This window comes from Spirochaetota bacterium (assembly GCA_040756435.1).
Lineage (GTDB): Bacteria > Spirochaetota > UBA4802 > UBA4802 > UB4802 > UBA4802.
The window spans coordinates 20,078-45,765 of sequence record JBFLZD010000024.1 but is presented as its reverse complement, the minus strand read 5'-3'; the positions used below and the strand labels follow the sequence as shown (position 1 = coordinate 45,765).

Genomic DNA, 25,688 nt, shown 5'->3' with positions numbered 1-25,688 from the left:
GAACATAATAAAAAATATATATATTTTTGTTATTAAAGTAACTTATATTTAAACAGCATCAGGATAACCAACCATAGTATAATAACAGCAATGGAGATATAGAACAAATTATATGCCATAGCTATCCCACCTATACCAAGGAGAGGGATGAACATGCTGGTGATGATTCCTCCACCCATAAATGGTTCGTGCAAAAGTTGTTTATAGGCAAATGCTTCCAATGCATTAGTTTTATAATCGGGGTCAACAATTCTCAGTAGCATAAGCCCTGTGGCTGTCACTCCCATTGATTGTCCCATTTCAGCAATGGCTCGTTCAAACCAGCTATCGGGAAGTAACCGTTTTGCTAAAACTAACAGGCAAAAAACATTCCACAGTATTCCTCCAATCACCATGATAGTAAAAGGCACTATGCCCTGAATAACAATAACAACCTGAATCATAGCAACTGCGCTCACAATGAGAATATCCAGCGCCATATTCTGAATTCGCCGCACCAGTCCAATATCAATACTTTCATGTTTGTCAAAATGCTGTGCAAAAAGTTGTACGATAAGGCCGCCAATCATACACAGGGGAAAGAGTGGGAAACTATTTACTATAGTGACGATGGATGAATAGGTTGCAGGTGACAAAACTGCTTGAAAAAAATATATAAGTGTTATCAATCCTTCTTTAAGAAGATAGCCAATTCCAGCAGCAATGCCAACAATTGCTATATGATACGACATCGCATCAAGAGAATCCGTATGGATAGAGAGGTATCCCGCAATGGGCCTGCGGTCTACGGGGATTATGCCTATGGTTTCATCCTGGGGTATATTTTCTATCTGCAGTGAACGGTGCGTATAACCTTTTTTATTTGCCCAGTTAATGAGCACTATTCCGCACAGAACTGCGCTTATTATGCCAACTGTTGCACTTGCCAATGCAAAATCTTTACCTTCAGGCCAATTCATCATTTCAAATGTTGGGGCCAGTCCGCTTGCGGTGCCGTGTCCCCCTTCAAAGCCCACCTCAATTACTGCACCAAACATCGCAGGCAAATCCCACAAATGATTGATGATAAAAATAAAAAGCCCAAGACCAATCATGTATTGCCCCCAGGCAACTATCTGGCCATACGAAAGTTGCGGGATAGCTTTTTTTGAAACTGTTTTAAATGAAGGCAATGTAACACCAATAAAAAGGCAGGCAAAGACTATATTAATAAGAAAAGCAGGCAACATGGTAAGTCCATCAAACCAGATGCTAAGAGTATTGACAGAGAGTGCTTTAGCTGATTGATACAGTATAAGTCCAACAATGCCACCCAGTAACGATGATGGCAGGTACAGCTTCTGGAAAAGTTTAACGTGCAGTCTAAGGTAGTGGCCAACAAATAGTAAGACACTGATAGTTATAAAGGGTAATAGTAATTTCATGCATACCTTCTTGACTTGAGGTTTTTAAGTAACTATCGCATTTTCTTTTTTTATGAGCGCCAGGTCAAGATAAATTGTGAGTTTATTATATATGTGGTTGTTTTTGTTTGGCGATAGTTACTGTGGAAAAAATGGCAGTGCACCATTGATTGCAGGTAAAAATATTTTCACTGGTAACTATCGCCCAAAAAACTATAGAGGTATTATGCTATAGGATCCCCTTTACAGAGCATCATCTGTGCCTGTGGTGAATACATGCAGCCTATTGGTTTTTTGCCATCAATACCTAAGTCACGTAGATTTTGCGCCATACTATGATTACTCTTTGCATTAACAGTGCATTTTCCCCCAAAGCCGTATGCTATTTTAAAACGCGTATCAACCACGGTTAGCGTTCTGAGAGGAATGCCTTTATGTGTTGTGTGGGAAATAAAAGAGGCATTCTTTTGCTTTGGCGTTGCAATAAAGCCTATGTTTCCTGCCAGTGTCACCAGGGGTTCATTAAGATTGGGGTCATACACAACGCCCTTAAAATAACGATTAACAAGAGTAAAATCTATTCGTGTTACAAATTTTGGATAGTTCCATACTTCTTTGCCTGCAAGATATGCAATCTCAGTTGTGACGGGAAGATTAATGACATACGCTCCAACCTGCCATTTCTTTGCATCCTTCAATATATGCAATGGCACCATAAACGGTTGCTTTTTGTTTTTTGGATAGCACAAAATGGAAAGTCCCACTTCATTGTAAGGGCCAATTGCGGTGTCGCGATATTCAAAAAAATTTAACAGGGCTATTGCTTTTCCTAAAAACTTACAGGGTAAAAATGCTGTTTCTTCAAGCTTCTTTTTGGCAGCTTCATAATTCACAAAGAAAATAAAATGTGCATAGCCATAATCATAGTAATAGATTGGCAACTCCACAGTACCTTTTGACATTTTAAATGTCTCAGTGGGAATAGTAAAAAATTTTTCTCTGGTCATTGTTTTCATTATGCTCCTCCTATAAAATCAATAGTTGTTGTAATCCATAGCAATATCAGTGGTCCACTGATGTTCAATGATTGCAAAACGGTTAATCTGGTTAGTGCCCTCATAAATTTGCGTTAAGCGTGCATCACGCAGGAATTTTTCAACACCATAATCGTGGTGTATTCCTGCATCGCCCATGATTGCCATTGCCTGCTGGCATATTTCAACGGCCATATCTGACGCGTAAACCTTGGCAATAGATGAAAGTGATTGCACAGCTCTGAAATGAGCGCAGCTACGCCATATCGTCATCCTTATTGATTCCAGCTTTATGAGCATATCAGCAAGTTCATATTGAATCTCTTTATAATCTATACGTTTTTTGCCCATATAGTAATTGTGATTGCAAAAGTGTAGTGCTCTTTCAAAAGCTCCACGAGCATGCCCCAAAGCCATTGCAGCAACAACAGGACGTGAGTAGTTTAAAACATTTTGATTCAATGCCCACCCACCCCTTACTTTCCCAACTACATTTCTCTTAGGGACCAAGACATTATCAAATATGAGTTCACTTGCATCAGCAGCGCGTTGCCCCATCTTCTTTTCACGCCTGCCAACACTGAAGCCTTTCATGCCTTTTTTGACTAAAAAGCAAGTCCATGAATCCACACCCTCACCTTTGATCTTTGCAAATACAGTCACCTGGTCAGCAATTGCACCATCAGATATAAATATTTTTGTGCCATTGAGAAGATAGCCGCCTTTAGCTGGTGTTGCCGTTACCTGGATGTGTGCATTTTTAGCTCCCACACTGTCTTCAACATCACTCCCTGCTTCAGGCTCTGTGATTGCAAAAGCCATGGTTGTGGGTTTTCCAAACCATGCTCCCTTGATATACATGGGAAGTAAAAATTTTAACCATGTAGGTATATGTCCACTTAAAAGAAGTGGTGCAACACCTAAGTGATGTGCCAGCAAAAGAAGTGCAAGCCCACCGCATTCAGTTGCAAATTCTTCAGCAATGACAGCTACCTGTAAGGTTGTACTGCGTAAATACGGTACCAGTGCTGCACTGCCAAATGGAAAAGGCATGATGATGGTCTGGAATCCCCAGCGAGTTGCTTCTTTTATTAGTGGTTGTGGATCAAAATCATACGGGTTATTGTCAACTACAGGTGCAAGTGGGTGTATATATAGCCGGGAAAAAGTTTTGGCTCTCCTGCGCCATTTTCGTACTTTTCGTGGTAATAATGTTGTATCATAATCCCACAGGCTCTGATATTTGCCATCAACCAACAATTTCCCCAAAATAGGTAATGATTCCTTAGAATGTCGTAATGACAGATAGTTATCGGTATACATGCTATTCCTCCATTTCCATCTGGGCAATAAATTGTTTCATAAAGAATGGTGAACCACCGATTGTTTGTAGTGTGATACAATCTCTAAACTTTTTCTCTATGCCAAAGTCTTCCATGTAACCGTAACCACCAAATACCTGAAGACAATCAGTAACAGCCTGACTGCAGAGGGTGGTTGCAGTAAGCTTGGTTTGAGCAGCATGGTTTAATATCAATGAACTATCGCCCAATTCAAATGTAAAAAGTGCTCTTTTTGAAGCTTCAATACTGGCTTTAGCATTTCCAAGAAGCATCTGAACTGATTCAATGTTTTTTATCAAACTTCCACGCTGGTAGCGCTCCCCAGCATATTCAATTGCCTTTTGATATGCACTCTGTGCAATGCCTGTTGCAATGGCTGCTAATCCAAGCCAGAAATATGCAAACAATGATTCAATTGTTTTTATATCAACCGACACGGTATGTGTAATTCTTGAGTTAAAGCGGGCACAGTAGGTTAATCCTCTAATACCGAGTGTTTTTAAAGGTTGAAAAAGTATTGTTTCGGTATTGTTAAAGTAGATACAGTGCCATCCCGTTGCTTCAGGTATGCACATTATTGCATACTGAGGTTTATATCCATATCCTGTACCAGTATGAATGAGATAGTTATTTTCTATTGTATAATTGATGGGTATCCTGGATGGGTTCCGTAATGAAGAATAATATGGTGGGAAAAAGCCATCGTAAAGTATTAACAAAGGATAGTGATAATCGTTTTTTATGGTATTACGTATAAGAATATGGGATGCTATTCCCTGTATGTGTACCAGAAATGCAAAAGAAGCGCATGTTTTGGCCAATGTAGTTAGCATTATAAGGGAGCTTTGTATGGCATCTTTTGAATCGATAGTTTGTTTACCCCATACCCCGTAGTCATAACCTGGTGCGCTTGCGTTTGCTTTTGCGATAATTCCGATAGCGCATGCTTCATCTATAAGGGAAGGTAATAGAGTGAAATTGCCATCGGGATGGTGTTCGTCTATGTAGTGCAATAAACTCTTTTTACAGAAGCTTGCAGTTAATTGTTCAAATTCATCAATGCTGGCCTGCGACAGGGTACTCATGATATACTTTCCTCCAGATTATTGTGATAATAATTTTATTTGAAATGCTATCATAACATAGTACTGTTGTCGACTTGTGTTATAACAATGGACATAGTAAGACAATAATATCTTATTACAATTAATTATTGTTAGTTTTAAAACTATCTTTATATGAAGAAGGTGTTTTTCCTGTATATTGCTTAAATATTTTGTTGAATGTTGATTTTGAATTGAAACCAACGTGATACGCAACTGATATGATGTTTGCATCAGGATGCTTTGAAAGTATATACTTGGCTTCTTCAATTCTATATTTGTTTACAAAATGATTGAAACGCATATGGCAGTATTCATTTAAAAATTGTGATAATTGGTGGGGGGTTATATTGAGTTTGAAGGACATGCTTTCAAGATTAATCTCTGGGTCTAAATATATTTTTTCATTTTTCATTATATTCAAAAGCTGCTGGTGCAGATATTCTTTGTCAATATTTGATAAATAATTTCTTTCATATTTTTTATTTCGTATAGCATCAGCTATTCTGTGGAATAATAATGGGAATCGTCGGTTAGTCAGAAAAAGAATTACTATGACAGCTATGGTCATATATCCTGCAATTGCATAGTAATGGTTCTTTTTTGTGATAAGCCACAGCAGTATGGGTATGGGGGTTGTAATGTTAATTGATTCAAGGATTAATGTTAAATATAAGCCTTTACGTATTTTAACATCATTAAAAACTTTACTGCATTGATAGATAAAGTAAAGCTGATAGAGTACAAATAGTATTCCACCTGAAAAAAGAAGAATACTGAAAACATTAATACTTTGCGTATACATTGAAGATATGATATTTTCTTTAACATGGGCAGGTGAAAGATAATACATACATTCAATGCAAAACAAAACAATAGCTGGAAATAAATGACTGAGTAAACGAATAGATATTGTTAGGGTATTATGTAATAAAGAATAGTAATATAAGTAATTGAGTGGTCCAATTACATAAATAGATGTTAAATAAAATATGAGCGATAGTTGTTTTTGAAGGCCATCTGTTGCCATAACTGCATGATTATATAGAATAAGAGCTACATCAGCCATAACGATAGCTGTAAGATAGTCAATTTTTGTGCGGTGAGCCCTTCCAGTAATTTGTTCAATGCCATGCAATAGGGTAAAAATTGCACCAAAAATGATAATGGCAAAAGATGCATTCATAGCAAATAATAAAAATAATAAGGTCTCTTATCAATCATAAGGAGCAATGTGTATATATTCCTTATCATCAAGATGTGCAAAGAAGGCAAAGGGCATAATTTTTGGCAATTTTTTAAATACATCACCTTTCATTAACAACATGCATGAGCTATACAAAAGCTCAAGAATTTTTATTATTACTAATGTTTGCATTTGCCTGAACAACTCAGAGTTGGCAATATCTGGTAAAGATGTCATATCAAAAAGGATATCTGATATCATATCGATATCGCAACCGCCAAATTGTGAAAAAACATTTTTACCAAATTCAATCTGCTTATACAGATTGTCAGTTCCAGGAAGCAATGGATGTGATGGTATTGAGTATGTGTTTTTAATTTTATAACTGTTGTAAGCCGAGGCCAAAACTATTGATGGAATGAAATATTCATCATCTGGTGCATCTATGAAAAGTGTTATTATCTGTATGTGTTCATTTTTTAATTTTGAGGTATAAATTGTTAATGTATTGCGCAATTCGGTAAGCATATCATTAATGATTTCTTCATCATTGATGGTTAAAAAATCTTTAATGTATTCTGCAATTTCTTTGCTACGGCTATCTGACATTGTTTTTTCATAATATTTTTGAAATATCGCTGTAAATGGGTTTCTTTTTACACTGTCTTCCATCTTGACCTCATACTATTGCATAGAATGTAAAATCTAACTTTTTATAAAAATTGTTTTCTGATTGCATCAACTTTATTCATCTTTATATGCATTCTATTATAAATGAATCATATAAAATTGCTCTTCATATTCTGGCTTGTTTTTATATCGCTCCATAAAATAAGAGGGTGCTATATCCAGATGTTCAAAAATTATTGGATTGACTTCAATGCCAGCCTTATGTAAAGCCTTTACTGTTTCTTTTGGATCAGGTGGGCATCCCTTAACTGGAATTGCATTTATACTTGAATTATTTTTATGCAAATTTACCATACACTGGCCAAGCAAGATGGTGTATTTCTTACCTGGTGAAGGTTGCATTTTTTTGCCAGTGAGTACTTCAACATCATTCCATGGTTTTCCCTGCCATGCAAAAGTTATGGCTGTAAGTACTGCACCATTTAATGCTGCACAATAGGTACACATAGTAGTATCATATTTTGGATATGATAAACCCATAACCCCCATCTTATGCAATTTTTCAGGCAATGTGCCTTCTTTGTTATAAGGAAAGGTATATTCGTGATATGATGATAAAGATTCTAATGATTCCCCTACAATAGTTATATCAGATAAATCAGATTTTCTACCTTGTTGTGTTGCTGATAAGTGTAAATAGGGAATGCTTTGTGGATCATGCCCAAGTACTTTACTGCCTACAAGGTCTGCTGAAAGTGTATCGGCTGATGCAATGATAATATTGCTTCGTTGAGGCTTTCCGTCAAAACCTGGACCCCGTTCAAGCGTATATATCCCGTCAATAATGGTTGCTCCTTTTGGCAAAAGAGTATGCAATTTTGCAATCATATAATGAAGATTTTTATTATCATCGGGATTATGAAACTTTTTCCGTGATGCTATATTTAGCAACCCCTTCAAGTTTTTAAGACCAAGGCTCACAACGGTTTGGGCATGCGTTTTCAATACAGGAAGATTTATTAAAAAATCGCATTGTAAAGCATCGGTATTCAGGCTTATTTCTATTTCATCATCTAAATAAACTTTTTCAAATGGTCTATCAAATATATTAACTACTTTTATACCATATTGTTTTGCTAATGTAGTATACCCTAAATAGTAGAATGCATGGGTAGCGGTTTCTGTATCACCTGGCTTGAGTGTTACAATACCTTCGCCAATAGTAATATTATGTACACCTTGATCGTTCAACAATTCGACAACCTCTTGTACTACTGTTGAAGTAGTAATAACACCCCATTTAGGGAAAGGAACCTTTGCCCAAAATACAATATTTGGTTTAATAAAAACTGTATCAGATGGTTTTACATTGTGAAATGCTCTGGAAAGTTCTATGGCTTTTTTAACACTTCCCCTGGCATCGTATTGGGTCAGAGCAACAATATGGTTCATAGTATCCCTCATGTATCGATAAAAATTTATTTTATATGTAGTTATGCCCCAACCCTGTTATTGTATTAACAATTATACTTATGTAAAGTTGTCAAGTAAAGTATAAATAAAAATTGTTAAAAACATAAATATAAAGGTGTAGTTATTATTTTATTTTGTTGCAAAAAAAATTAAATATTTCAAAATATGTCTATTGTTTTTTTAAGGTGGTGGTATGATAAAAAAAATTCTTTATGTTTTATATCAACCTTATAAATGGATTGTATTTTTACCCTTTCTGGTTGTATCAACGTTGTTTTTTGGGTTTTTGACAATTATTCTTGTTCCTTTGACAAACCCCAAAATAGCCAGTTATATATGTGGTGCCATATGGTCAAGACTTAATGGATATATGACACCTATGCTGGTAAAGGTACATGGAAGAGAGAATATTAATCCTCAACAGTCATATGTTATTGTCTCAAATCATCAAAGCCATTATGATGTATTTGTGTTATATGGATGGTTGGGTATAGATTTTAAATGGGTTATGAAACAGGAACTCAGGAAAGTTCCAGGTTTGGGCATTGGTTGCGAGAAGGTAGGGCACATTTTTATTGACAGGTCAAATACCGAAAGAGCATTAGCATCACTGAATGAGGCTAAGAAGAAGATTGTTAATGGCACTTCGGTAATTTTTTTCCCTGAAGGTACCCGCAGTAAAGATGGAAAAGTTGGTGAGTTTAAAAAGGGTGCTTTTAAAATGGCATTTGATTTGGGGCTTCCAATATTACCTGTAACTATAGTAGGAACATCTAAAATATTGCCAGCACATACAATTAACCTATTTCCTGGAATTGTTCATTTATATATTCACAAACCTATTAATATTAATCAGTATACTGAGGATAAAATTGAAGAATTGATGGATACTACTAAATCCATCATGACTTCTGTCTTAGAACAATAATTGTTATGCTCTGATCCTTTTTTTATACTCACCAAATTATATAAAATGCTGTACTATTTATGGATTATCTCAATATATTACTTTTTCATATTTAAAAACAATTTTTCAATAATGGTAAAAAACATTTTTTTATATTTTTTCTTTACAATATGAGATACAATTCATATTGTTATGTATAATTTTTATTGAATAGCCTGGCTTTAACATATTTTTAGGGGTTGAAAATGAAAAAACATATAATTCTAATTCAGCTAATTTCTATAATACTTTTATTACATTTTACAACTTATACATTTGCAAAAGGAAATAGCATACTATCGCAGAAACCGGAAGAATTTACCAACACTGATATTGTTATAAGTCAGCTAAGCAACGATATAAGTACAAATACACCAGATGCTATGGATCAACCAAATGGAAATAACTGGCCAACACCATATACATTGGTTGCTTTTATTGGCATCCCAGTTGGTACATTAGTATATGGCATGGCAACATGGAATTGGGGTGAAGAAGACGGTTTCCATGTACGTCATGAAGGTTTTTTTGGCCAGAATACAGCCAATGGTGGTGCTGACAAAGTTGGCCATGCTTTTTCACACTATTTAGCATTTAGGATTATGCATAATTATTATGATTGGTCGGAAAATGGGAAAAATACCAAATGGTTTTATTCAATTACAACAGCAGCTGCATTGGGTCTTATGATAGAAGTGGGGGATGCATACACCAGTGAATATGGCTTCTCATATGAAGATTTAATTTCTGACCTGTCAGGGATTACGTTGGGTGTAATACTGGAATATTCACCAACATTAGATTCCCTTATTGGCTATAGCTGGCAATATGTACCTACTTCTCGTTTTTACAAAAAACAGAATGAAAAACCCATTAACTTTACTACTGATTATAATGGTGCAATATTTGTCCTCAATTTCAGATTGGCAGGGCTTCAAAATTTAGGATTAAAACTACCAGACTTTTTACGGTATATTCAACTTGATTTTGGATATTTCACTCGAAATTATCGCAGTGGAGACGTTACTGATGAAGGGCCATATAGAAGCCTGTATTATGGTGTCTCATTGAACTTTATGGAAATAGTAAAAGACTTTTTTGATAATCCTGAAACAAGAGCAAGTAGAATTTTACAACAACCTTTTAAATATTATCATATACCAGCAGGGTATCACGAAAATTATAAGATTTAGAAGTTGCATTTTATTACATTCTTGCAATGTGGTTGCTTCAATTATTTTTTTTACACCCACCCTACAATAGAATACCGCTTGCGATATATTGCATCGTAGTGCATAAACGAAGCCACCCTCTTGGCAAAGGTTTCCCCTAACTGTACAAAGTAATCATGATGGTCTATTGGCACACCTACATCGGCATCCTCCTGTAAATATGCTTTTATGCTGCTGTAATGGTATGTAGTGGGGTCAGAGCATAGGTTTTTCCGTACCGGATTATACGCCAAATACCACAACAACCACAATAAATAGTGAAACCCATCTTTAGCAAATTGTATAATGCTATCTTTATACCGCTCATTCCAGAAAGGACCAGTCCTTCCGGTTACCTTATTATACAGTTCTGCAAACCGTGCCTTAATATACTGCATAATGCGTCCTATAGGTGCTCCATCATCTACCGTGTGAATAACCAAATGGATGTGGTTGTCCATAATACAGTAGGCAATAAGCTTAAACGGGTATTTTTCTTTTGCTCTGCGTAAAATTTCCACAAAGCAGGCTTTAAAGTACTCTTCTTCTAACATATTTCGCCACTCAATGCAGCGGGAAGTGATGTGATAGGTAAGACCGGGCATTTGTACACGCAATTTCCGTGCCATAGTATTCCTCCGTGTTTTGTTATAATAGGTAAATTAAGCTTCTACTGTATACAACGCTTTTGGTGGAAAAAATTAAAAGGAATTGGGAAAAATTTTGTACTTTTTGATGAAAAAATTAAAAAACATGGGGTCAGAGCATATTATCTTCACAACCCCATCACAACATCATTCAAACCTCGAAGGGTTGATATTATTGTAAGGGTTCAGAGCCTCATCCTCCCCATCTCTGCGGTCTTTGTGTGAAACAAACTGATGGAACACGCAGAGCATGCAGAGTGTGCTGAGTTATTGGAAAGATAGTGGGATTTTGAGGGGGCAAATCCTTAATGATAGGAAGATATGTAAGATCCTTAGTGGAGTCAGAGCATACTATCTAAACATCATCATGAAACCCCGAAGGGGTGATATTATTGTAAGGGGTCAGAGCCTTATAAGGATCCTGAATCAAGTTCAGGATGACTTGTTGCCTATACGTCATTCCGGGCTTGATCCGGAATCTCTTGTTCCCACCAATGAGATCCTGAATCACGTTCAGGATGACTACACTGAATCAATCCTGAAATAAATTCAGGACATAGTTCAGGATGACATGCTATTATTTACTATAAAACCCCTGAGGGGTGATACTATTGTAAGGGGTCAGAGCCTATATTTAACAACACCATCACATCACCATAAGAAATACCCCAGAGATGATACTGTTATAGCTCTAATAAAAAAATGCAGGCGCTAACATTGTTACACGCCTGCAATAGGAGTTAAGAAAAGGAACGATTGAATTATAATTTACCTTGATTAAACATACCCTCGTTAATTGCTGGATTATTGTATTGCAGATTTGTGATGGTTACTTCGGTTCGGCCTAAATTTTGCCCACTTTTGTCCAATCTATACATAACAGCTTTATAGGGTGTAATGATGCCATCAACCTTTTTCAGATTATAATTAATCAACCGTTTGTAAAGATATCCTTCATAAAAAATATCTATACGTACAGCAAAGTACTGAAATTCGCCTGATTTTATGATAAAAAATATTGCCTTATCATAAATGCTTTTGCCAGGTTTTGGTTTTGCTTCAACCTTATAGCAAGCATATCCTTCAACAGTTTCTTCTCCCAACAAGGTGTATTCATAATCATCAATATTCCGGGATCGCAAATCTTCATAAAAGATATGTGAATTGACAAACGCACCACTGCGATCTCCTGAAGATATACGCTTCACTTTCCCGTTGGGCATTTTAACCCATTGCATATCTTCACCTGATTTATTGGTATGTGTCAATACCTTGGTAATATCACCACCTGGTTCTTCCTTGACTACGGCAAGCACTTTGTCATTTTGCCCAACCTTCATTGCCATCATTTCGATAGTTCGCGTGAGTGTATCACCACCTTTGTAAATTACCATCGTTGCTTTACTTATTGCAGTTTTTGGCTCGGTCAGCGCATCTGACTTTTCCATTATTTCCCTGCCAGTCATTGCATACACAGTAACTATCGCACCGCTTATAATACACAAAGCTACCATTAGAAATCTTTTCATTATGTGCCTCCTTATATAATAAATTTAGTGTTTTGTATTTTATTCAGATTCAAATTCAAAGTATTTCCCTAAATTAAAATATTCCAGCAATCGTGATGTATGTGTCATAGGTGATAGATCAAGCTGTAGTAAATTAATAGTTGCAGGTAAAAACAAAAGTGCTCCCAAGGTTGTTGTAATCATTGTTGTTGCCAACAATACCGAAAAATATATAACGGGTTTAAAGCTGGAGATTACCAGCACTAAAAATCCAAATATTAATGCAAGTGATGTATACATAATTGCAACACCAGCCTGGTTGAGTGTTTTTATAATTACCTCTTTTTGTTGCAATCCCTTTAAGTGAAAATGCCGGTACGTGTTGATAAAGTGTATGGTGTCATCAATCCCTATACCTACCGTAATTGCTCCAATAATGGCTGTTGCCATATCAAGGCGAATGCCTAAAAATCCCATCACACCAAAGTTAAGAAGCACCGCAGTGCTAATGGGAATGAGCGATACCAATGCAGCTTTGAGATTATGAAAGATAAGCAGCACCACCACAAAAATACTAAGTAAACTCAATCCCAGGCTCATCACCTGACCCTGCACAATATATTCTGACATCCGCACCAGTACCTTAGGCTCACCGGTAATTTTATAGGTACACCCTTCAGGGATATTGGTATCAAGATAATTTTGTATTTTATTTATAATGTGATGCATAGTGTTTGTGCTTAAAAATTTTCCTTCCTTTTCCCACAAGCGAGCAAAGATATTCAGTGTGGTAAATTTTCTATCAACATACGGTTCAAACTCATCTGCAAGGCCGTTGTCATTATCATCCTTACCACTATATAAATCTATGTAACTATCAACATCTTGTATGGTTTCAGGAATGGAATAGTACGTAAAATCGTTGTTGTGCATTGCTAAGTTTATTGTTTTAATAAAATCAGTAAATGCATCTGTGCGGCCAATATTTAAATCTATATTGTTTTCATCTGTAAGCCAGTTCCTGAAGTTATCAACAAACTGTAGTATGTGTGGGTTTTTTGCTCCATCAGGTGTGCCGGTATCAATAAGGATATTCAATCCTGCTGCTCCTCCAAATTTTTGCCCAATAATCTTTGAACTTGTCAGCACATAGTCGCCTTCTTTAAAATACGCGTGCACCGAAGTTTCAACTTTTACTTTTGACATACCAACAAACGCAACACCAAGCGCTACAATCAAAATGCTAATGACCAGTGCACTTTTGTTTACTGCCCAGCCTGCAAGTATTTTTACCATCCTTTCCACTAAATTCAAATTATTAATATATGATAATACTGCTGACGTAAAGTGTATTGTTTTTGCAGTTTCGGGCAATAGTACCAGAGATGCAGGGATGAGTGTTAATGAAATGACTACTGCAAAAAGCACTCCCAATGCAGCAAAAATGCCCATTTCGCGGATTGATGAAACCTGATTGGTGGATAATGTGATAAATCCTAAAAATGTGGTGAACCCTGCAAGAATAACAGTTAACGAAATATGCAACAGTGAGGATTTAATCACATTTATTTTTCCTGTTTTAATGTTCTTGCATTCTTTAAAGTATTGGTTTAAGATATGAATTGAATACGAGCTACCTACTGCTGCCATAAGTGGTGGAAGTGCTACGCCAATGACATTGAGCTTAAAGCCTAAGTGTCCCATAAGGCCAATGACCCACAGGTCCGAAAGCACAATAGTAGAAAAGGGAAGTAACATCCCCCGTATGGACCTGAAGTTAAGATAAAACACAATAAGCATAGCAACAAGTACCAGGGGCAGGAAACGCTCTAAGTCGGTTTTCATATATTCATTTATTTCATGGTGAGTAACGGGCATTCCTTGCAAAATAATAGTAATGTCTTTCTGGTAAAAAGATGTAACGCTTTCAATTTCCTTGACTAGCGGATCATACACAGGCTGGTCAATTAAGCGTAAAAGTATTCCAAAGTCAGTGATAGTGCCATTGGCATCTTTTACATAAATCCCTTTTTCAAAGGCGGGGTTGTTAGTAAGGCGTTTTTTAAACTCAGCAATCTCTTCTTTGGTTTGTGGGATCTTTCGTTTTCCCAATTCATCCTTTTCAACGATATCGCGAACATATAGCGTATCGCTTTTACCTAAAAGATCTTTCATAGTAAATGGGGATAGTATCAAATCCACTGTCTGGCTTTGTTTTATTTCAATTGTCTTTGTAAATTTTTTGATAATCTTTGTCAGGTCGTGCTTTGAAAGGGTACCGTGTTGAATGGAAAGCTCCTGCAATGTACGCTTGAGGTATCGTATAAACGCAGGGTCATCGGCAAACGTCTGGTACAGTTTTTGTATTGATATGCTTTTATTGTGCGATAGTTCCTGTAACAAGGTCAACCGCCTGTTTTCTTTTGCTTCATCAAACTTCTGGTATTCTTCTAAGTCATCGTGAAGATGCGATGCCAGCGATAAAATGTGCGGTTGCAACATGTTGCTGGAATTCACATCAATAATTATGAATTTGCCGGTATTGCCATATATCTTCTTCACTTCTTCATTGAGTAGATATTCAGGATCTTTTTTTGGCATAACCGCTTCAATGGAGCTATCAAACTTTATTGTAAATACACCACTGCCTACGATAATGGTGATAGCAATGATGATTGCTATTACTGTTTTTGGATAGGTTAGTATAATGTTGAGCCACTTTTTCATATTCCATTCCTTATGTTAGATTAGTTTTAGTATTTAAAATAATGGGAAACCCCATTTAAAAATAGATAATAATTAGTATTTTCACTATCCCTTATCCTCACTTTTCATGTGATGAAAAACGCATACTATCAAATAATTATCCTAATAGGTATAACTTGAAAAACGTACTGTTTTGTTTAAAATTGTTGTACCATCTCCTAATGGAGATGGAAGCTTTATTGGATAATAAATTATAAAATATCCCCAGTAAAATCCTATCCGTTCACCATCATCAGGTTTACCGTTACCATTGCTATCAAGCACTGCCAGTACCCATATATTATCAATACAAAGCTCTCCATCCTGTAGTGCTGGAATTGAATCAAGCAGTGCTGGCATTACCGGCATGCTATAATATACGGTGGTGTTTGAACCTGTTTGCCTGTTTATGCGCACAGTAGCTGTTGCAATAATTTTATCCATATCTATAGCATAACCTGTTGATATGGAGTCTGTTTCATATACAGCAACAACCAGGACCTTTGTCCCGTTTGCAAATTGAGTATCATTTAAAGCGCCTTTTTCCAGCTGAAAACGAATAGCTGCACTATGATTATATATATTCCTATTCAGTGTAAATGAATATCCATTATGGCCATTAAATATATACTGGGATCCACTTTTTATTAACTGGTTATCACCTTCCTGTAGAATAACCGTATATTCAAAATTGTTTTTATTCATAACAAATCCCAACATATCACCTTGTGTTGGTGAAGGCAAACCGCTTTCATAATCCTTATCCCACAGGGCAAAGATAAATACACTATCACCGGGGTTAAATTTACTTCGCGAAAGGGTCAGAGCAAAACTGTTTTCCCCCTGTGTAACGCGGGTGAAGTCAAATGTCTGGGTGTTTAAGTTCTTGATATTGGTAAATACCTCATTGGGGTCAGAGCCTTTAGCTACCACTATAAATATTGGCTTGGTGGCGGGGTCAGAGCTATATCCGGCTGGAGCATCAAACTGGCCTGTGATGGTTAATGGGGGATCATTGGTAGCAGGTTCACCGTATATGGGCATAAGAAACCTAATGGTAGAAGCAGAAACCACACCATCGGTAATGGTTACGGCTACCGGTGTATTGCTGCCTGGTTCAACAGCAAAGCCAATGGTGTCGCCTTCGTCGGGGATTCCGTTATTATTTGCATCCAGTAGTGCTATGATATAGACGCCTCCAATTGGGACATCGTATCCATACGGCATGACAGGAAGGGTAAAGCTTACCGGATATGCAGGCTTTATGATTTTTTTATACGCAATCACTGCATCAATATCAATATCAGAAAAGTTGCTTGAATTGAAATCTCCTGCATATGCAATCAGAATGACATTGCCACTTTCATTGCCATCAAGTATGCCAATGATGCTTGCATTAAAATTGTACTGCTGCCTGTTAATATGTATATCTGCCTGGCCATCAATGCCAATGGTGTACGAAAGCTTAAATCCATTATTGTAAAAGCCAACCGCATCGCCAGGCGTGGGGAAGGAGATGCCGCCCGCATAATCATTGTCTATAAACGCAAATAAGAAAACCTCATCGCCGCTGTTTAATCCATAGTCTTTGCACGCAAGGGTAAACTCCCCTGATTCATCGGGTTGGATGACGGTAATGATGGTGTTGGCAGGATCGTTTTGTATGGCTTCCATATCGCCATTTTTAGCAATGGCAACAAAAACAGGGGCGCTTTCAGTCCGTGAAATTCCTTCATCCACCGTGACCAAGCCAGCAATGACTGCCGATTCCTCCTGTAGTGCTCCGCAGGAAGTAAAGGCTATAACAGTTACTATCGCCACAAAGAGTATTTTAGAATTCATAGCTAATCCTCCCTGTTACGCAATCATTGTTGTTGTAGCCTGCAAAATATGAGTCTTTTGTCATATTTAGATATATGTACGTTACGTCAAAGTTAATCCCGCTGTCAAAGCGGTAGCTAACGTGAGGCATTATCATATAACTTTTTGTTTGCGTTTCAATAAATGAGCTTATCTTTACAGTGAGCTTGTTATTAAGAAAGCTATCCTGTAATCTCAGCACAACAATGTCCGAAAGCATTGGCTTCATAAGTTCTTCATTAAAAAAGTGTGACTGACTCCACTCAAAGGTAAACACACATTGCCCTTCGTGCTCTTTGAAATAATCGCGGATGGGGATGAAATAATTAAAGCCAGCCGAATACGTTACAAAATGGCTCTTGCGCGTTTTGTAGGGAAGAAGCGTTGCAAGCTGTGCTGCACTCAAGTTTTGCAAATCAACATCCACAACGCCCGTTTTATCAGGGCTATAGACAGCCTCAACCTGAAATACAAAATCTTTGTATGCCTTTGATAGCGCAGTGCCCACCATGTTTACTATAGCATAGTGTGGCTCAACCAGAATTGAAACCGGTTCATTTGGCTTTAATATAGTTTGTACCGGCAAAAGATATGGCTGTGTGTCAGGACCGTGGTATGCACTCAGGTGGACATCAAAGCCGGCAACATTGTGGTAGTAGCGCGCACCAACGCCAGCATTGGCAATTTCAAAAGGCAGGGTTTGGGGTTGTGCGATAGTTACCGGAAAAGGGCCCTCCTTTACATTCAGTTGCCAGAATGTGTCAGCTTGTGGCATGCGCAGTGGCACATGCAGCGGTGTGACAACAAGCTCAAGTGTATCATTGCCAAGCGTTATAAGCATTGACAGCGCGGGTACTCCCATCTTGAGTTCGGTGTCCTCATCCTTAAACAGAAATTCACGAAGGTCGTATGTGTTGAAATACGATGTTGGGTTAAATGCATCGGCAGTTCCCCATGCAAATATCTGATTGCCTGCACGCAAGCGTACAGAGCCAATCTCATAATTTATATAACATTCACGAAAATTAATTTCTGCATTGCTGGATGTAACGGTGCCATTTCGCAGGATGTCGGTTTGTGATGCATATCGATATGCAGGATTTATGTTTTTGTTAATCAGATTTGGCAATAGATATGCATGTATATCAGTATAAACATAGAATGACTCCTTGCCATATTTGATAGTGGTGTTTGCTTTGAGTTCATCTTTTTTAAAGATGTCAGCTGTTTCCTGATGGGGATAGGTGGACGTGGTGGTGTCAATTTCAACAAATCCCTTGATGCTTGCGGTTGGTTTGTCTTCTACGGATAAAAGGCTAAAAGGTTCCTGTGCAAAGGCAACCCTGCTTACTATTACAGTAACTATCGCCCAAAAAAATATGTATGGTGTATACCTCATAGCAAAATCCCATGCAATATGACATTGGAAAGCTTTTCAGCAATATAATCATCAGACGAATCGTTAAAATTTGCAGATGGTAAAATTTTTCCAATGACCAAAAGTGACAAGGTTGATATAATGAATGCTTTGATGTAAAATTGGTAATCATCGTCTTTTATGATGCGTCCTACAATTGCGTTTTTAACATTGGTATTAAAGGTTGTGGTTGCTTCCTGAATGATGCGATCCAGTATTTTATCTGTGTATAATCCGTTAAATTCGGTAAGATCAATAAATATAAGCCTGTAGAGATGGAAATCATTATCCACAACTAATTTAATTGCCTTTAGTATATCTTTAAAATTAAAGGGGAAATTGTTATTTAACATCTGCTTTATCTGAGTAAGATGCATAAGTATATTTTCAGGATCAAGCAGGCTTTTAAATAAATCCTCTTTATTTTTAAAATAATTATAAAAATTCCCAAGCGACAGTCCCGCCTTTTCGGCTATTTCACGTATGCCTGTGGCCGAATATCCTTTTGTAGCAAAAAGCTCTTTTGCTACATCAAGAATTTGCTGCCGCTTATCAGTGATTGTATTGCTCATAATTCACCTCTGAACGAACGTTCGTACTTGTTAATATAGCTATGATTTTGATTTTCGTCAAGATATGATGGGATTTTTTTTTAAAAAAGGTTAGAAAAAAATGTAGCATGCAGAGTGCGTCGAGCACACAGAGAGCGCTGTGAAATGGGGTCAGAGCATATATCCCAAAACTCTGTGTTTAAAAGCGCTCTCTGTGTGTGAATAAATTTATTCTTTGTACATTTCTTCTATAATATCTGCATATTTTTTCTGAATAACTTTGCGTTTGATTTTGAGTGTAGGCGTTAATTCACCTGTTTCCTGGGTGAATTGCTGTGGTAGCAGTGTAAACTTTTTAATCTGTTCAACCTTGCCAAATTCCTGATTAACATCATTAACTATGGTTTCATATTTTTTACGCACATCAGGATGTTTTACCAGTTCGTCATTGGATGGTGCTGATATTCCCTGAGTGGCTGCCCACTGTGTTAATGTTTCAAAATTTGGCACAATCAGGGCAACGATGTATTTTCGTGCATCCCCAACGATAGCAATCTGCTCAATAAAGGGATGAATCAGCAAGCGCTGCTCAATAACCTGTGGCGCAATATTTTTGCCACCAGCTGTGACGATAATATCTTTTTTGCGGTCAGTTATTTTAATGTATCCTTCATTGTCAAGAACACCAATATCGCCTGTTTTTATCCATCCATCTTCAGTAAACATTTCTTTTGTAGCTTCAGGCTTATTAAGGTAACCTTTCATTAGCTGCGGGCCTTTAGCAAGGATTTCACCGTCATCAGCAATCTTTATCTGCGTTTTAGGGAAAGGACATATCCAGCCATCAGATTTAATTGGCCTCAATTTTGGCGAACCATCAACAGCAAGAACGGGGGAAGTTTCGGTTAATCCATATCCTTTGCGTACCTGAAGATTCATTGCCCAGAAGAAATCATGTATTTCTTTTGCCAGCGGTGCACCTGCAGCGCCCCAGCAGATAACACGGTCAAGACCAAGTGCATTTTTAAGTTTTGAAAAAATAAGTTTGTTTGCTATTGCATATTTTAGTGCAAGTAATGGAGGTTTGCGCTTTGCTGCCATAAAGTATGGTGCTGCTTGAAGCCCTACCGATAGTGCCCAGTTAAAAATCTTTTGTTTCTTTTCAGGCATTTCTTTAACTTTTGCCATAACTCCGTTGTAAATCTTTTCAAAAACACGAGGAACCAGAATATCGCATTGTGGTCGAATTTCCTTGAGTTCTTCTGCAAAGTATTCTGTACCACGGCTATAATAAATTACAGCTCCACGCTCTAACACGCTATAGTAATCCATGGTACGCTCAACCGAATGAGATAGTGGGAGTAACGATAAGTGTATAAAACCTTCTGGTAAAGCTTCAACTTTGTTAAACGTAAGACATATAAACATTATATTTTTATGTGTCAGCATAACACCTTTTGGGTCGCCTGTTGTTCCCGATGTATAGATTAATGTCATTACATCATCGGGTTTTACATTCTTTGTACGCTTTTCTATCTCCTCTATGTGCAGGTTTGCATTCCCAGCATTAACTGCATCTTTAAATGTGATGACCATATCATCATTATAATTGATATCATCGCATACAATAATTTTCTTTAAGTTTGGCAGTTCACTTTTTTTAGAAAGGACATTATCAGTCTGAAATTTTGATGAACACACGCAAACAACAGATGAAGAATCTTTCAGTATGTATGCTGCTTCAGGTGCAGAATTTGTTGGATAAATAGCTGCATCAATACCACCAATTGAAAGGGTAGCTAAATCGGCAATTGCCCATTCAGGGCGGTTTTCTGAATAGATTGATACAACATCCCCAGGTTTTAACCCCAGATCAATGAAGTACGATGCTAAGGCTTGAACCATTGTATCAACCTGATTCCAGGTGAATGACTCCCAATGTGTGCCATTATGGCGGTTTAATAAGACTTTATTGCCATATTTCTTAACACCGTCTTTAAAAAGGTCCAAAACAGTATGTGTATTATAATGATAATCAGACAGCATATTTAACCTCACCATTTCTTTAGAATAATACTATTTTTGAAACTATACGTATAGTATATCATATTGTCAATTAAAATATATAAATTTTAATAAATATATATGAAAAAATGATAATTCAATTGTAGCAGGTATTCATGTGCATATGTTAGTATAAACTATATTTTTTTAAAAAAATATTGCTAAAATTTGTTTATTTTAGTAATGTCATTTTCACAAATGGTAGCATTCCCTGTCATTTCGGCGAACGAAGTTCATTTCGTCATTTCGAAGGAGCAAAGCGACTGAGAAATCTTAAAGTAGGGGAAAAGATTCCGGGTCAAGCCCGGAATGACGGTTAGGCAATAAGTCATCCTGGACTTGATTCAGGATCTACAATGGTGGGGATAGAGATTACGGAACAAGATCGAAATGGCAGTGCTAATCTGTCATTTCGATGAACGAAGTTCATTTGGTCATTTCGAAGGAGCAAAGCGACTGAGAAATCTTAAAGTGGCGGATGAAGATTTCTCGCTACGCTCGAAATGACAAAAGTAATGCTTCAAATGACAAAAGTAATGCTTGAAATGACAAATATGAAGAGTGGAATGACAATACTAATTAATACATGTAATGGTATTGACAATAGTAATGTTTTGAATTACAGGACACCATATCAAAATGGCAGTGGTAATACATTCACTACTCATATAATTTAAAAATCAACGATTAAAGGGACACTATGAAAGTACTGCTTATTAATCCACCATATCCGTTTGAGGAATCGCCATCACCACCGTTTGGACTTATGGCACTTGCTGCATATCTTGAAGAAAAAGATATTCAAGTAAAAATTGAGGATTATATAGTAAACAGATTTTCAGAAAACCGTGCACAGGATGTTATGTCATCATTTGCACCGGATGTTGTTGGCTCAACCGGTGTTACCATGAACATAAAAAAGGCATTGGCAATTCTAAAAGTTTATAAACAAATCAATCCCGATTGTATCACTGTACTGGGAGGCCCACATGCAACGTTTGATGCGCACAATATGTTGCTGCACCACCTGTATATAGATGTTATTGTGCGTGGTGAAGGGGAAGTGACTTTTCATCAGTTACTATCGCACCTATATGATAAAGATGCATATGCAAACATTGAAGGCATTTCATACCGCGATAGTGACAATGCGATAGTTCATAATCCCAACAGAGATTTTATCGCCGATATTAATAACCTTCCATACCCTGCGCGGCATTTAGTAGAGCTATCAAAATATAGAGCGCTTGGTTTTCCCATTAACATGATGACATCACGGGGATGCCCGTTTAATTGTATTTTTTGTGTTGGCAGCAAGATGGTGGGAAGGAAGGTACGCTATTTTGAAACAAAACGTGTTGTAGATGAATTTGCCATGCTTGCTACCATGAAATTTAAGCAGATAAATATCGTCGATGATCTTTTTACATCGCATAAAAGCCGCTGCATTGAAGTGTGCAAGGAAATTGTAAGGCGTGGCATCAATCATCCGTGGACTGCATTTGCTCGCGTTGATACAGTAAATTTAGAGTTGTTGCATCACATGAAAGAAGCTGGGTGCACCATGCTGTGCTTTGGCATTGAAAGCGGCAATCAGGAGATTCTGGATAAGGTAAAGAAAAAGATAACACTTGAGAAATGTAAGCAAGCCGTTGATATGTGCAGGCAGGCTGGCATTAGCCCCATGACGTCGTATATACTGGGTTTACCGGGCGAAACAGAAGAGACAATAAAGAAGACCCTGGAATTTGCAAAAGAGTTAAGCGATAATTACGGGTTCCATGTGCTGGCACCATTCCCTGGTACCGAAGTGCGTGAAATGAAAGATTATTACGGCATTGAGATTTTAACCAATGACTGGGATCTGTATGATGCTAACAGGGCTGTTTCGATTACACCGTGGGTTACTGCTGATAGGATTAATGAGATAGTTGATAGATTCAATGGCAGCATAAAAGCATATATTTTGTCATTGGGTGAAAAGCAAAAACAGGGTCAGAAGCTTTCACAAAATGAACAGGAGCTAATCAGCAATATACGGTCATTTGAAATAGTGCGTGACATGATATTAGACAGGCTTATTGAAGAATTTCCGGGTATAGAGAATGGGGTTCCCGTTGATGTTAAAAAAGAATTTGTTGAGTATTTATCACAAAAAACAAAATTTTCAAAGGAAGAAATAACAAGCCAGGTTGAGCGGCTTGTACAGCTACAATGCATTGATTTTAAATATAACAATAATAAAATTTATCCAGTATGGACGTAATATGGTGTGATGGAATAGCTGTAGCAACGCTTACTTTACCACTTTAATCATCAGTGTCACACCAAAGTGCTTAAGCCATGGGCTTTTACTGTTTGCCCTTTTTTCTATTTTGTCCGATAGCACTCGCAGACGCTTGTGGAATCGCTGTGGGATGATAATGTAGTGCCATGTCCATGGTGTGTGAAAGTTCCACGGTGGTCTGAATTCATGTGCGGTTATTTCTACAGTACGGAAGGGCTTACAGATTTTATGTATCTCACCAATACAGTAGAAGCGCATTCTGATAGGGTCTTTATATCTGAATATGTGGATGCTTATAAGTTGCAAAAATGCCATCAACAGATTTTCAGGAGCAAACCGGGAAGGTACCCGTATAAATGCTTTCCCGCCAGGTTTTAATATACGGTGTATTTCTTTTATCACTTTTTTCCCGTTTTCTTTGGAAAGATGCTGCAATACCAGAAGCGAATAGACTGTATCAAAGCTACAATCCTTAAATGGTAATACTGTGCCATCCCCTCTGACCAATGGCGTTGGAAGATTGTGATGGTTTAGATGGTTATGTGCTGCAATGAGCATCTGGTGTGAGATATCAAGCCCTACAGCATCGCCAGTAATAGCCCTGACCGGCTTTAACACGCGGCCCCAGCCACAGCCTAAATCCAGTATTTTTTCACCAGGTTTCACTTCAAACGGTGGTGGAGCATCTAATAGGTTTCCATAGTAATCGGTCAGTACAGCTTCAAGCCCCAATGTGATAAATGGTGCGTCCTTAATAGCACCATCATCCCACACTTTTATATAATCATGCAAAAAATTCTTATCTTGGACTATCACTTGCTTTTCCCCTTTGTTTTTTGAATTCCGTTATTCTTTTTCATAAAAGCTTTATACACTATCGTATAGTCATTGGATGCATTCCAGAACAGGTACCCATAGGTATTGGTTTCGATGCATGCTTTAACCTGAGCAAGTATGTAGTCTTCATCATAATAACTGACACGCCATTTGAAAGCTTGTAACCACGGGCGGATTAGTATATGAGGAGCTATCGCCTGCACCTTTTTGTTCCCGGTTGCAATAAAGTAATATGGTTGGTCGCCAGGGTTTGCATATCCATCAAAATTGTCATTGAAGTGAGAAGGATACAGCATAGGCGAGATTACATCACAGTTACGTGCCAGTAGTTCAATTTTTTGCCCTAACTTATTGACGTCTTCTTCTTTTTGCCATGCAGCAACACCAAAGATGTCAATAGAAACTGCGGTATTGAGCTTATGCAATTCATTTTTTGCTTTTGCCAAAAATTCAGTTATGGTTTCCACTTTTGTTTTTTTTCCAAAGTCATACGCATACCCTGCATCTGACAGGTCCCCTGTAGTGGGAAACCGTATATAATCAAATTGTATCTCGTCGGCACCCAATGTGGCAATTTCACAGGCCAGTGCTATATTATAATCCCATACACTTTGTTTTGTTGGATCAACCCATAATTCCTTTGAACCCTGATTCCATATTCCACCCGTGCGTTTTGACTTTATAGCCATATCAGGGCTTTTTGCTACCAGAAGGTGATCACGGAACACGGCGATGCGTGCAATGACATACAGGTCAAGTTCCTTGAAGTTTCGTATGAGAGTAACTACATCATCAACAGGACGCTTTTCATGGGTATTCAGTTCAACTACCATGGGTACATGGCTTTTATAATTTACTGTGCCGCATACATCCTTTACATCAAACACAACTGCGTTTATTCCTGCCTGTTTTAACTCAGAAAGCTGCCGCAACATTTTGTTGCTTGCTAAACTGTTGCCTGAATAGTAAACACCTTTTATATAGGGTATTTGCGTCATTGACTTTTTGGAAAGGTCTATGGTTATAAAAGGTAAAGGATGCGGTATCACAATAACTGAACCTGCACTAACTGTTTTAGATGTTAAGGCATTGAGCGTTACAATTGCATTGTGAAGATGTGATGCCCGGTAATAATAGGTATACCCAATCAACTTTTGTGCTATGTCACTAACCCGTTCTTCTTTTGGTGCTGTATAGAGAAGCATATTGCCGCAGTGAAGAAGTACACGGGGTGCTTGATGGTAAGGGCGCTTATAATTGAAGAAACGTGTTGGATAGATAATTGAAACCGTGTCAGATGTAAAAAGTGAATCTTTGATGGTTATATAATATCCTTTAATATAATTTGCTACATATATAAACTTATGCCACTGGAGGATAAAAACAAGAAGAATACCCAGAATAATAACAAGCTTGACGATTTTAGCCTTATATGCCATAGTC

At 37.4% G+C, this 25,688-nt stretch carries 20 protein-coding genes; 4 read left to right on the top strand and 16 right to left on the bottom strand.

Features of this window, described 5'->3' with window-relative positions:
* Nucleotides 1-32: 32 nt before the first annotated feature.
* Complete coding sequence (locus AB1444_08520) at nt 33-1,424, bottom strand: sodium:glutamate symporter (protein ID MEW6526694.1); 1,392 nt, start codon at nt 1,422-1,424, stop codon at nt 33-35.
* Between the two features lie 91 nt (nt 1,425-1,515).
* On the opposite strand from AB1444_08520, the gene AB1444_08515 reads away from it, so the two are divergent.
* Complete coding sequence (locus AB1444_08515) at nt 1,516-1,638, top strand: hypothetical protein (GenBank protein MEW6526693.1); 123 nt, start codon at nt 1,516-1,518, stop codon at nt 1,636-1,638.
* Here the strand turns inward: AB1444_08515 and AB1444_08510 are convergent.
* From AB1444_08510 to AB1444_08485, 6 genes are all read right to left on the bottom strand, one after another.
* Nucleotides 1,628-2,419 carry an acetoacetate decarboxylase family protein gene (locus tag AB1444_08510; GenBank protein ID MEW6526692.1) on the bottom strand — a complete coding sequence of 264 codons (792 nt, stop codon included), beginning with the start codon at nt 2,417-2,419 and terminating at the stop codon, nt 1,628-1,630. The genes AB1444_08515 and AB1444_08510 overlap by 11 nt on opposite strands.
* A gap of 18 nt (nt 2,420-2,437) precedes the next feature.
* On the bottom strand, nt 2,438-3,760 hold the full coding sequence (locus AB1444_08505) for an acyl-CoA dehydrogenase (GenBank protein MEW6526691.1): 1,323 nt from the start codon (nt 3,758-3,760) through the stop codon (nt 2,438-2,440).
* A 1-nt stretch (nt 3,761) separates the two neighbouring features.
* A complete protein-coding gene (locus AB1444_08500) occupies nt 3,762-4,865 on the bottom strand; it encodes an acyl-CoA dehydrogenase family protein (GenBank protein ID MEW6526690.1) in 1,104 nt (367 codons plus the stop codon).
* Between the two features lie 121 nt (nt 4,866-4,986).
* Nucleotides 4,987-6,069, bottom strand: coding sequence for a helix-turn-helix transcriptional regulator (locus AB1444_08495; GenBank protein MEW6526689.1), 1,083 nt, complete (start codon nt 6,067-6,069; stop codon nt 4,987-4,989).
* A 30-nt stretch (nt 6,070-6,099) separates the two neighbouring features.
* The gene (locus tag AB1444_08490) at nt 6,100-6,741 is read right to left on the bottom strand and encodes a hypothetical protein (protein ID MEW6526688.1); all 642 of its coding nucleotides are present in this window, start codon (nt 6,739-6,741) and stop codon (nt 6,100-6,102) included.
* A gap of 96 nt (nt 6,742-6,837) precedes the next feature.
* Nucleotides 6,838-8,151, bottom strand: a complete 1,314-nt coding sequence (locus AB1444_08485; GenBank protein MEW6526687.1) for a DUF362 domain-containing protein — start codon at nt 8,149-8,151, stop codon at nt 6,838-6,840.
* A 214-nt stretch (nt 8,152-8,365) separates the two neighbouring features.
* Here AB1444_08485 and AB1444_08480 point away from each other — a divergent pair, with 214 nt between their 5' ends.
* Nucleotides 8,366-9,100 carry a lysophospholipid acyltransferase family protein gene (locus AB1444_08480; protein ID MEW6526686.1) on the top strand — a complete coding sequence of 245 codons (735 nt, stop codon included), beginning with the start codon at nt 8,366-8,368 and terminating at the stop codon, nt 9,098-9,100.
* Nucleotides 9,101-9,324: 224 nt separating this feature from the next.
* A complete protein-coding gene (locus tag AB1444_08475; GenBank protein MEW6526685.1) occupies nt 9,325-10,311 on the top strand; it encodes a DUF2279 domain-containing protein in 987 nt (328 codons plus the stop codon).
* Nucleotides 10,312-10,361: 50 nt separating this feature from the next.
* Here AB1444_08475 and AB1444_08470 read toward each other — a convergent pair whose 3' ends face one another.
* The 7 genes from AB1444_08470 to AB1444_08440 form a co-directional block, all read right to left on the bottom strand.
* Nucleotides 10,362-10,958, bottom strand: a complete 597-nt coding sequence (locus tag AB1444_08470; protein ID MEW6526684.1) for a transposase — start codon at nt 10,956-10,958, stop codon at nt 10,362-10,364.
* A 779-nt stretch (nt 10,959-11,737) separates the two neighbouring features.
* Nucleotides 11,738-12,505, bottom strand: a complete 768-nt coding sequence (locus AB1444_08465) for an outer membrane lipoprotein-sorting protein (GenBank protein MEW6526683.1) — start codon at nt 12,503-12,505, stop codon at nt 11,738-11,740.
* Nucleotides 12,506-12,544: 39 nt separating this feature from the next.
* A complete protein-coding gene (locus AB1444_08460; protein ID MEW6526682.1) occupies nt 12,545-15,211 on the bottom strand; it encodes an efflux RND transporter permease subunit in 2,667 nt (888 codons plus the stop codon).
* Nucleotides 15,212-15,352: 141 nt separating this feature from the next.
* Nucleotides 15,353-17,071 (bottom strand): hypothetical protein, encoded by a 1,719-nt coding sequence (locus AB1444_08455; protein ID MEW6526681.1) that lies wholly within the window; start codon nt 17,069-17,071, stop codon nt 15,353-15,355.
* Nucleotides 17,061-18,488 (bottom strand): DUF1302 family protein, encoded by a 1,428-nt coding sequence (locus tag AB1444_08450; GenBank protein MEW6526680.1) that lies wholly within the window; start codon nt 18,486-18,488, stop codon nt 17,061-17,063. Before AB1444_08450 ends, AB1444_08455 begins: the two co-directional genes overlap by 11 nt.
* Nucleotides 18,485-19,078, bottom strand: coding sequence for a TetR/AcrR family transcriptional regulator (locus AB1444_08445; protein ID MEW6526679.1), 594 nt, complete (start codon nt 19,076-19,078; stop codon nt 18,485-18,487). Before AB1444_08445 ends, AB1444_08450 begins: the two co-directional genes overlap by 4 nt.
* 207 nt (nt 19,079-19,285) lie before the next feature.
* The gene (locus AB1444_08440) at nt 19,286-21,103 is read right to left on the bottom strand and encodes a long-chain fatty acid--CoA ligase (protein ID MEW6526678.1); all 1,818 of its coding nucleotides are present in this window, start codon (nt 21,101-21,103) and stop codon (nt 19,286-19,288) included.
* Nucleotides 21,104-21,821: 718 nt separating this feature from the next.
* On the opposite strand from AB1444_08440, the gene AB1444_08435 reads away from it, so the two are divergent.
* Entirely contained in the window at nt 21,822-23,387 is a 1,566-nt protein-coding gene (locus tag AB1444_08435; GenBank protein ID MEW6526677.1) for a radical SAM protein, read from the top strand.
* Between the two features lie 30 nt (nt 23,388-23,417).
* Here the strand turns inward: AB1444_08435 and AB1444_08430 are convergent, their stop codons facing one another.
* The gene (locus AB1444_08430) at nt 23,418-24,224 is read right to left on the bottom strand and encodes a class I SAM-dependent methyltransferase (protein ID MEW6526676.1); all 807 of its coding nucleotides are present in this window, start codon (nt 24,222-24,224) and stop codon (nt 23,418-23,420) included.
* The gene (locus AB1444_08425; protein ID MEW6526675.1) at nt 24,221-25,684 is read right to left on the bottom strand and encodes a putative glycoside hydrolase; all 1,464 of its coding nucleotides are present in this window, start codon (nt 25,682-25,684) and stop codon (nt 24,221-24,223) included. Before AB1444_08425 ends, AB1444_08430 begins: the two co-directional genes overlap by 4 nt.
* Between the last annotated feature and the right edge of the window lie 4 nt (nt 25,685-25,688).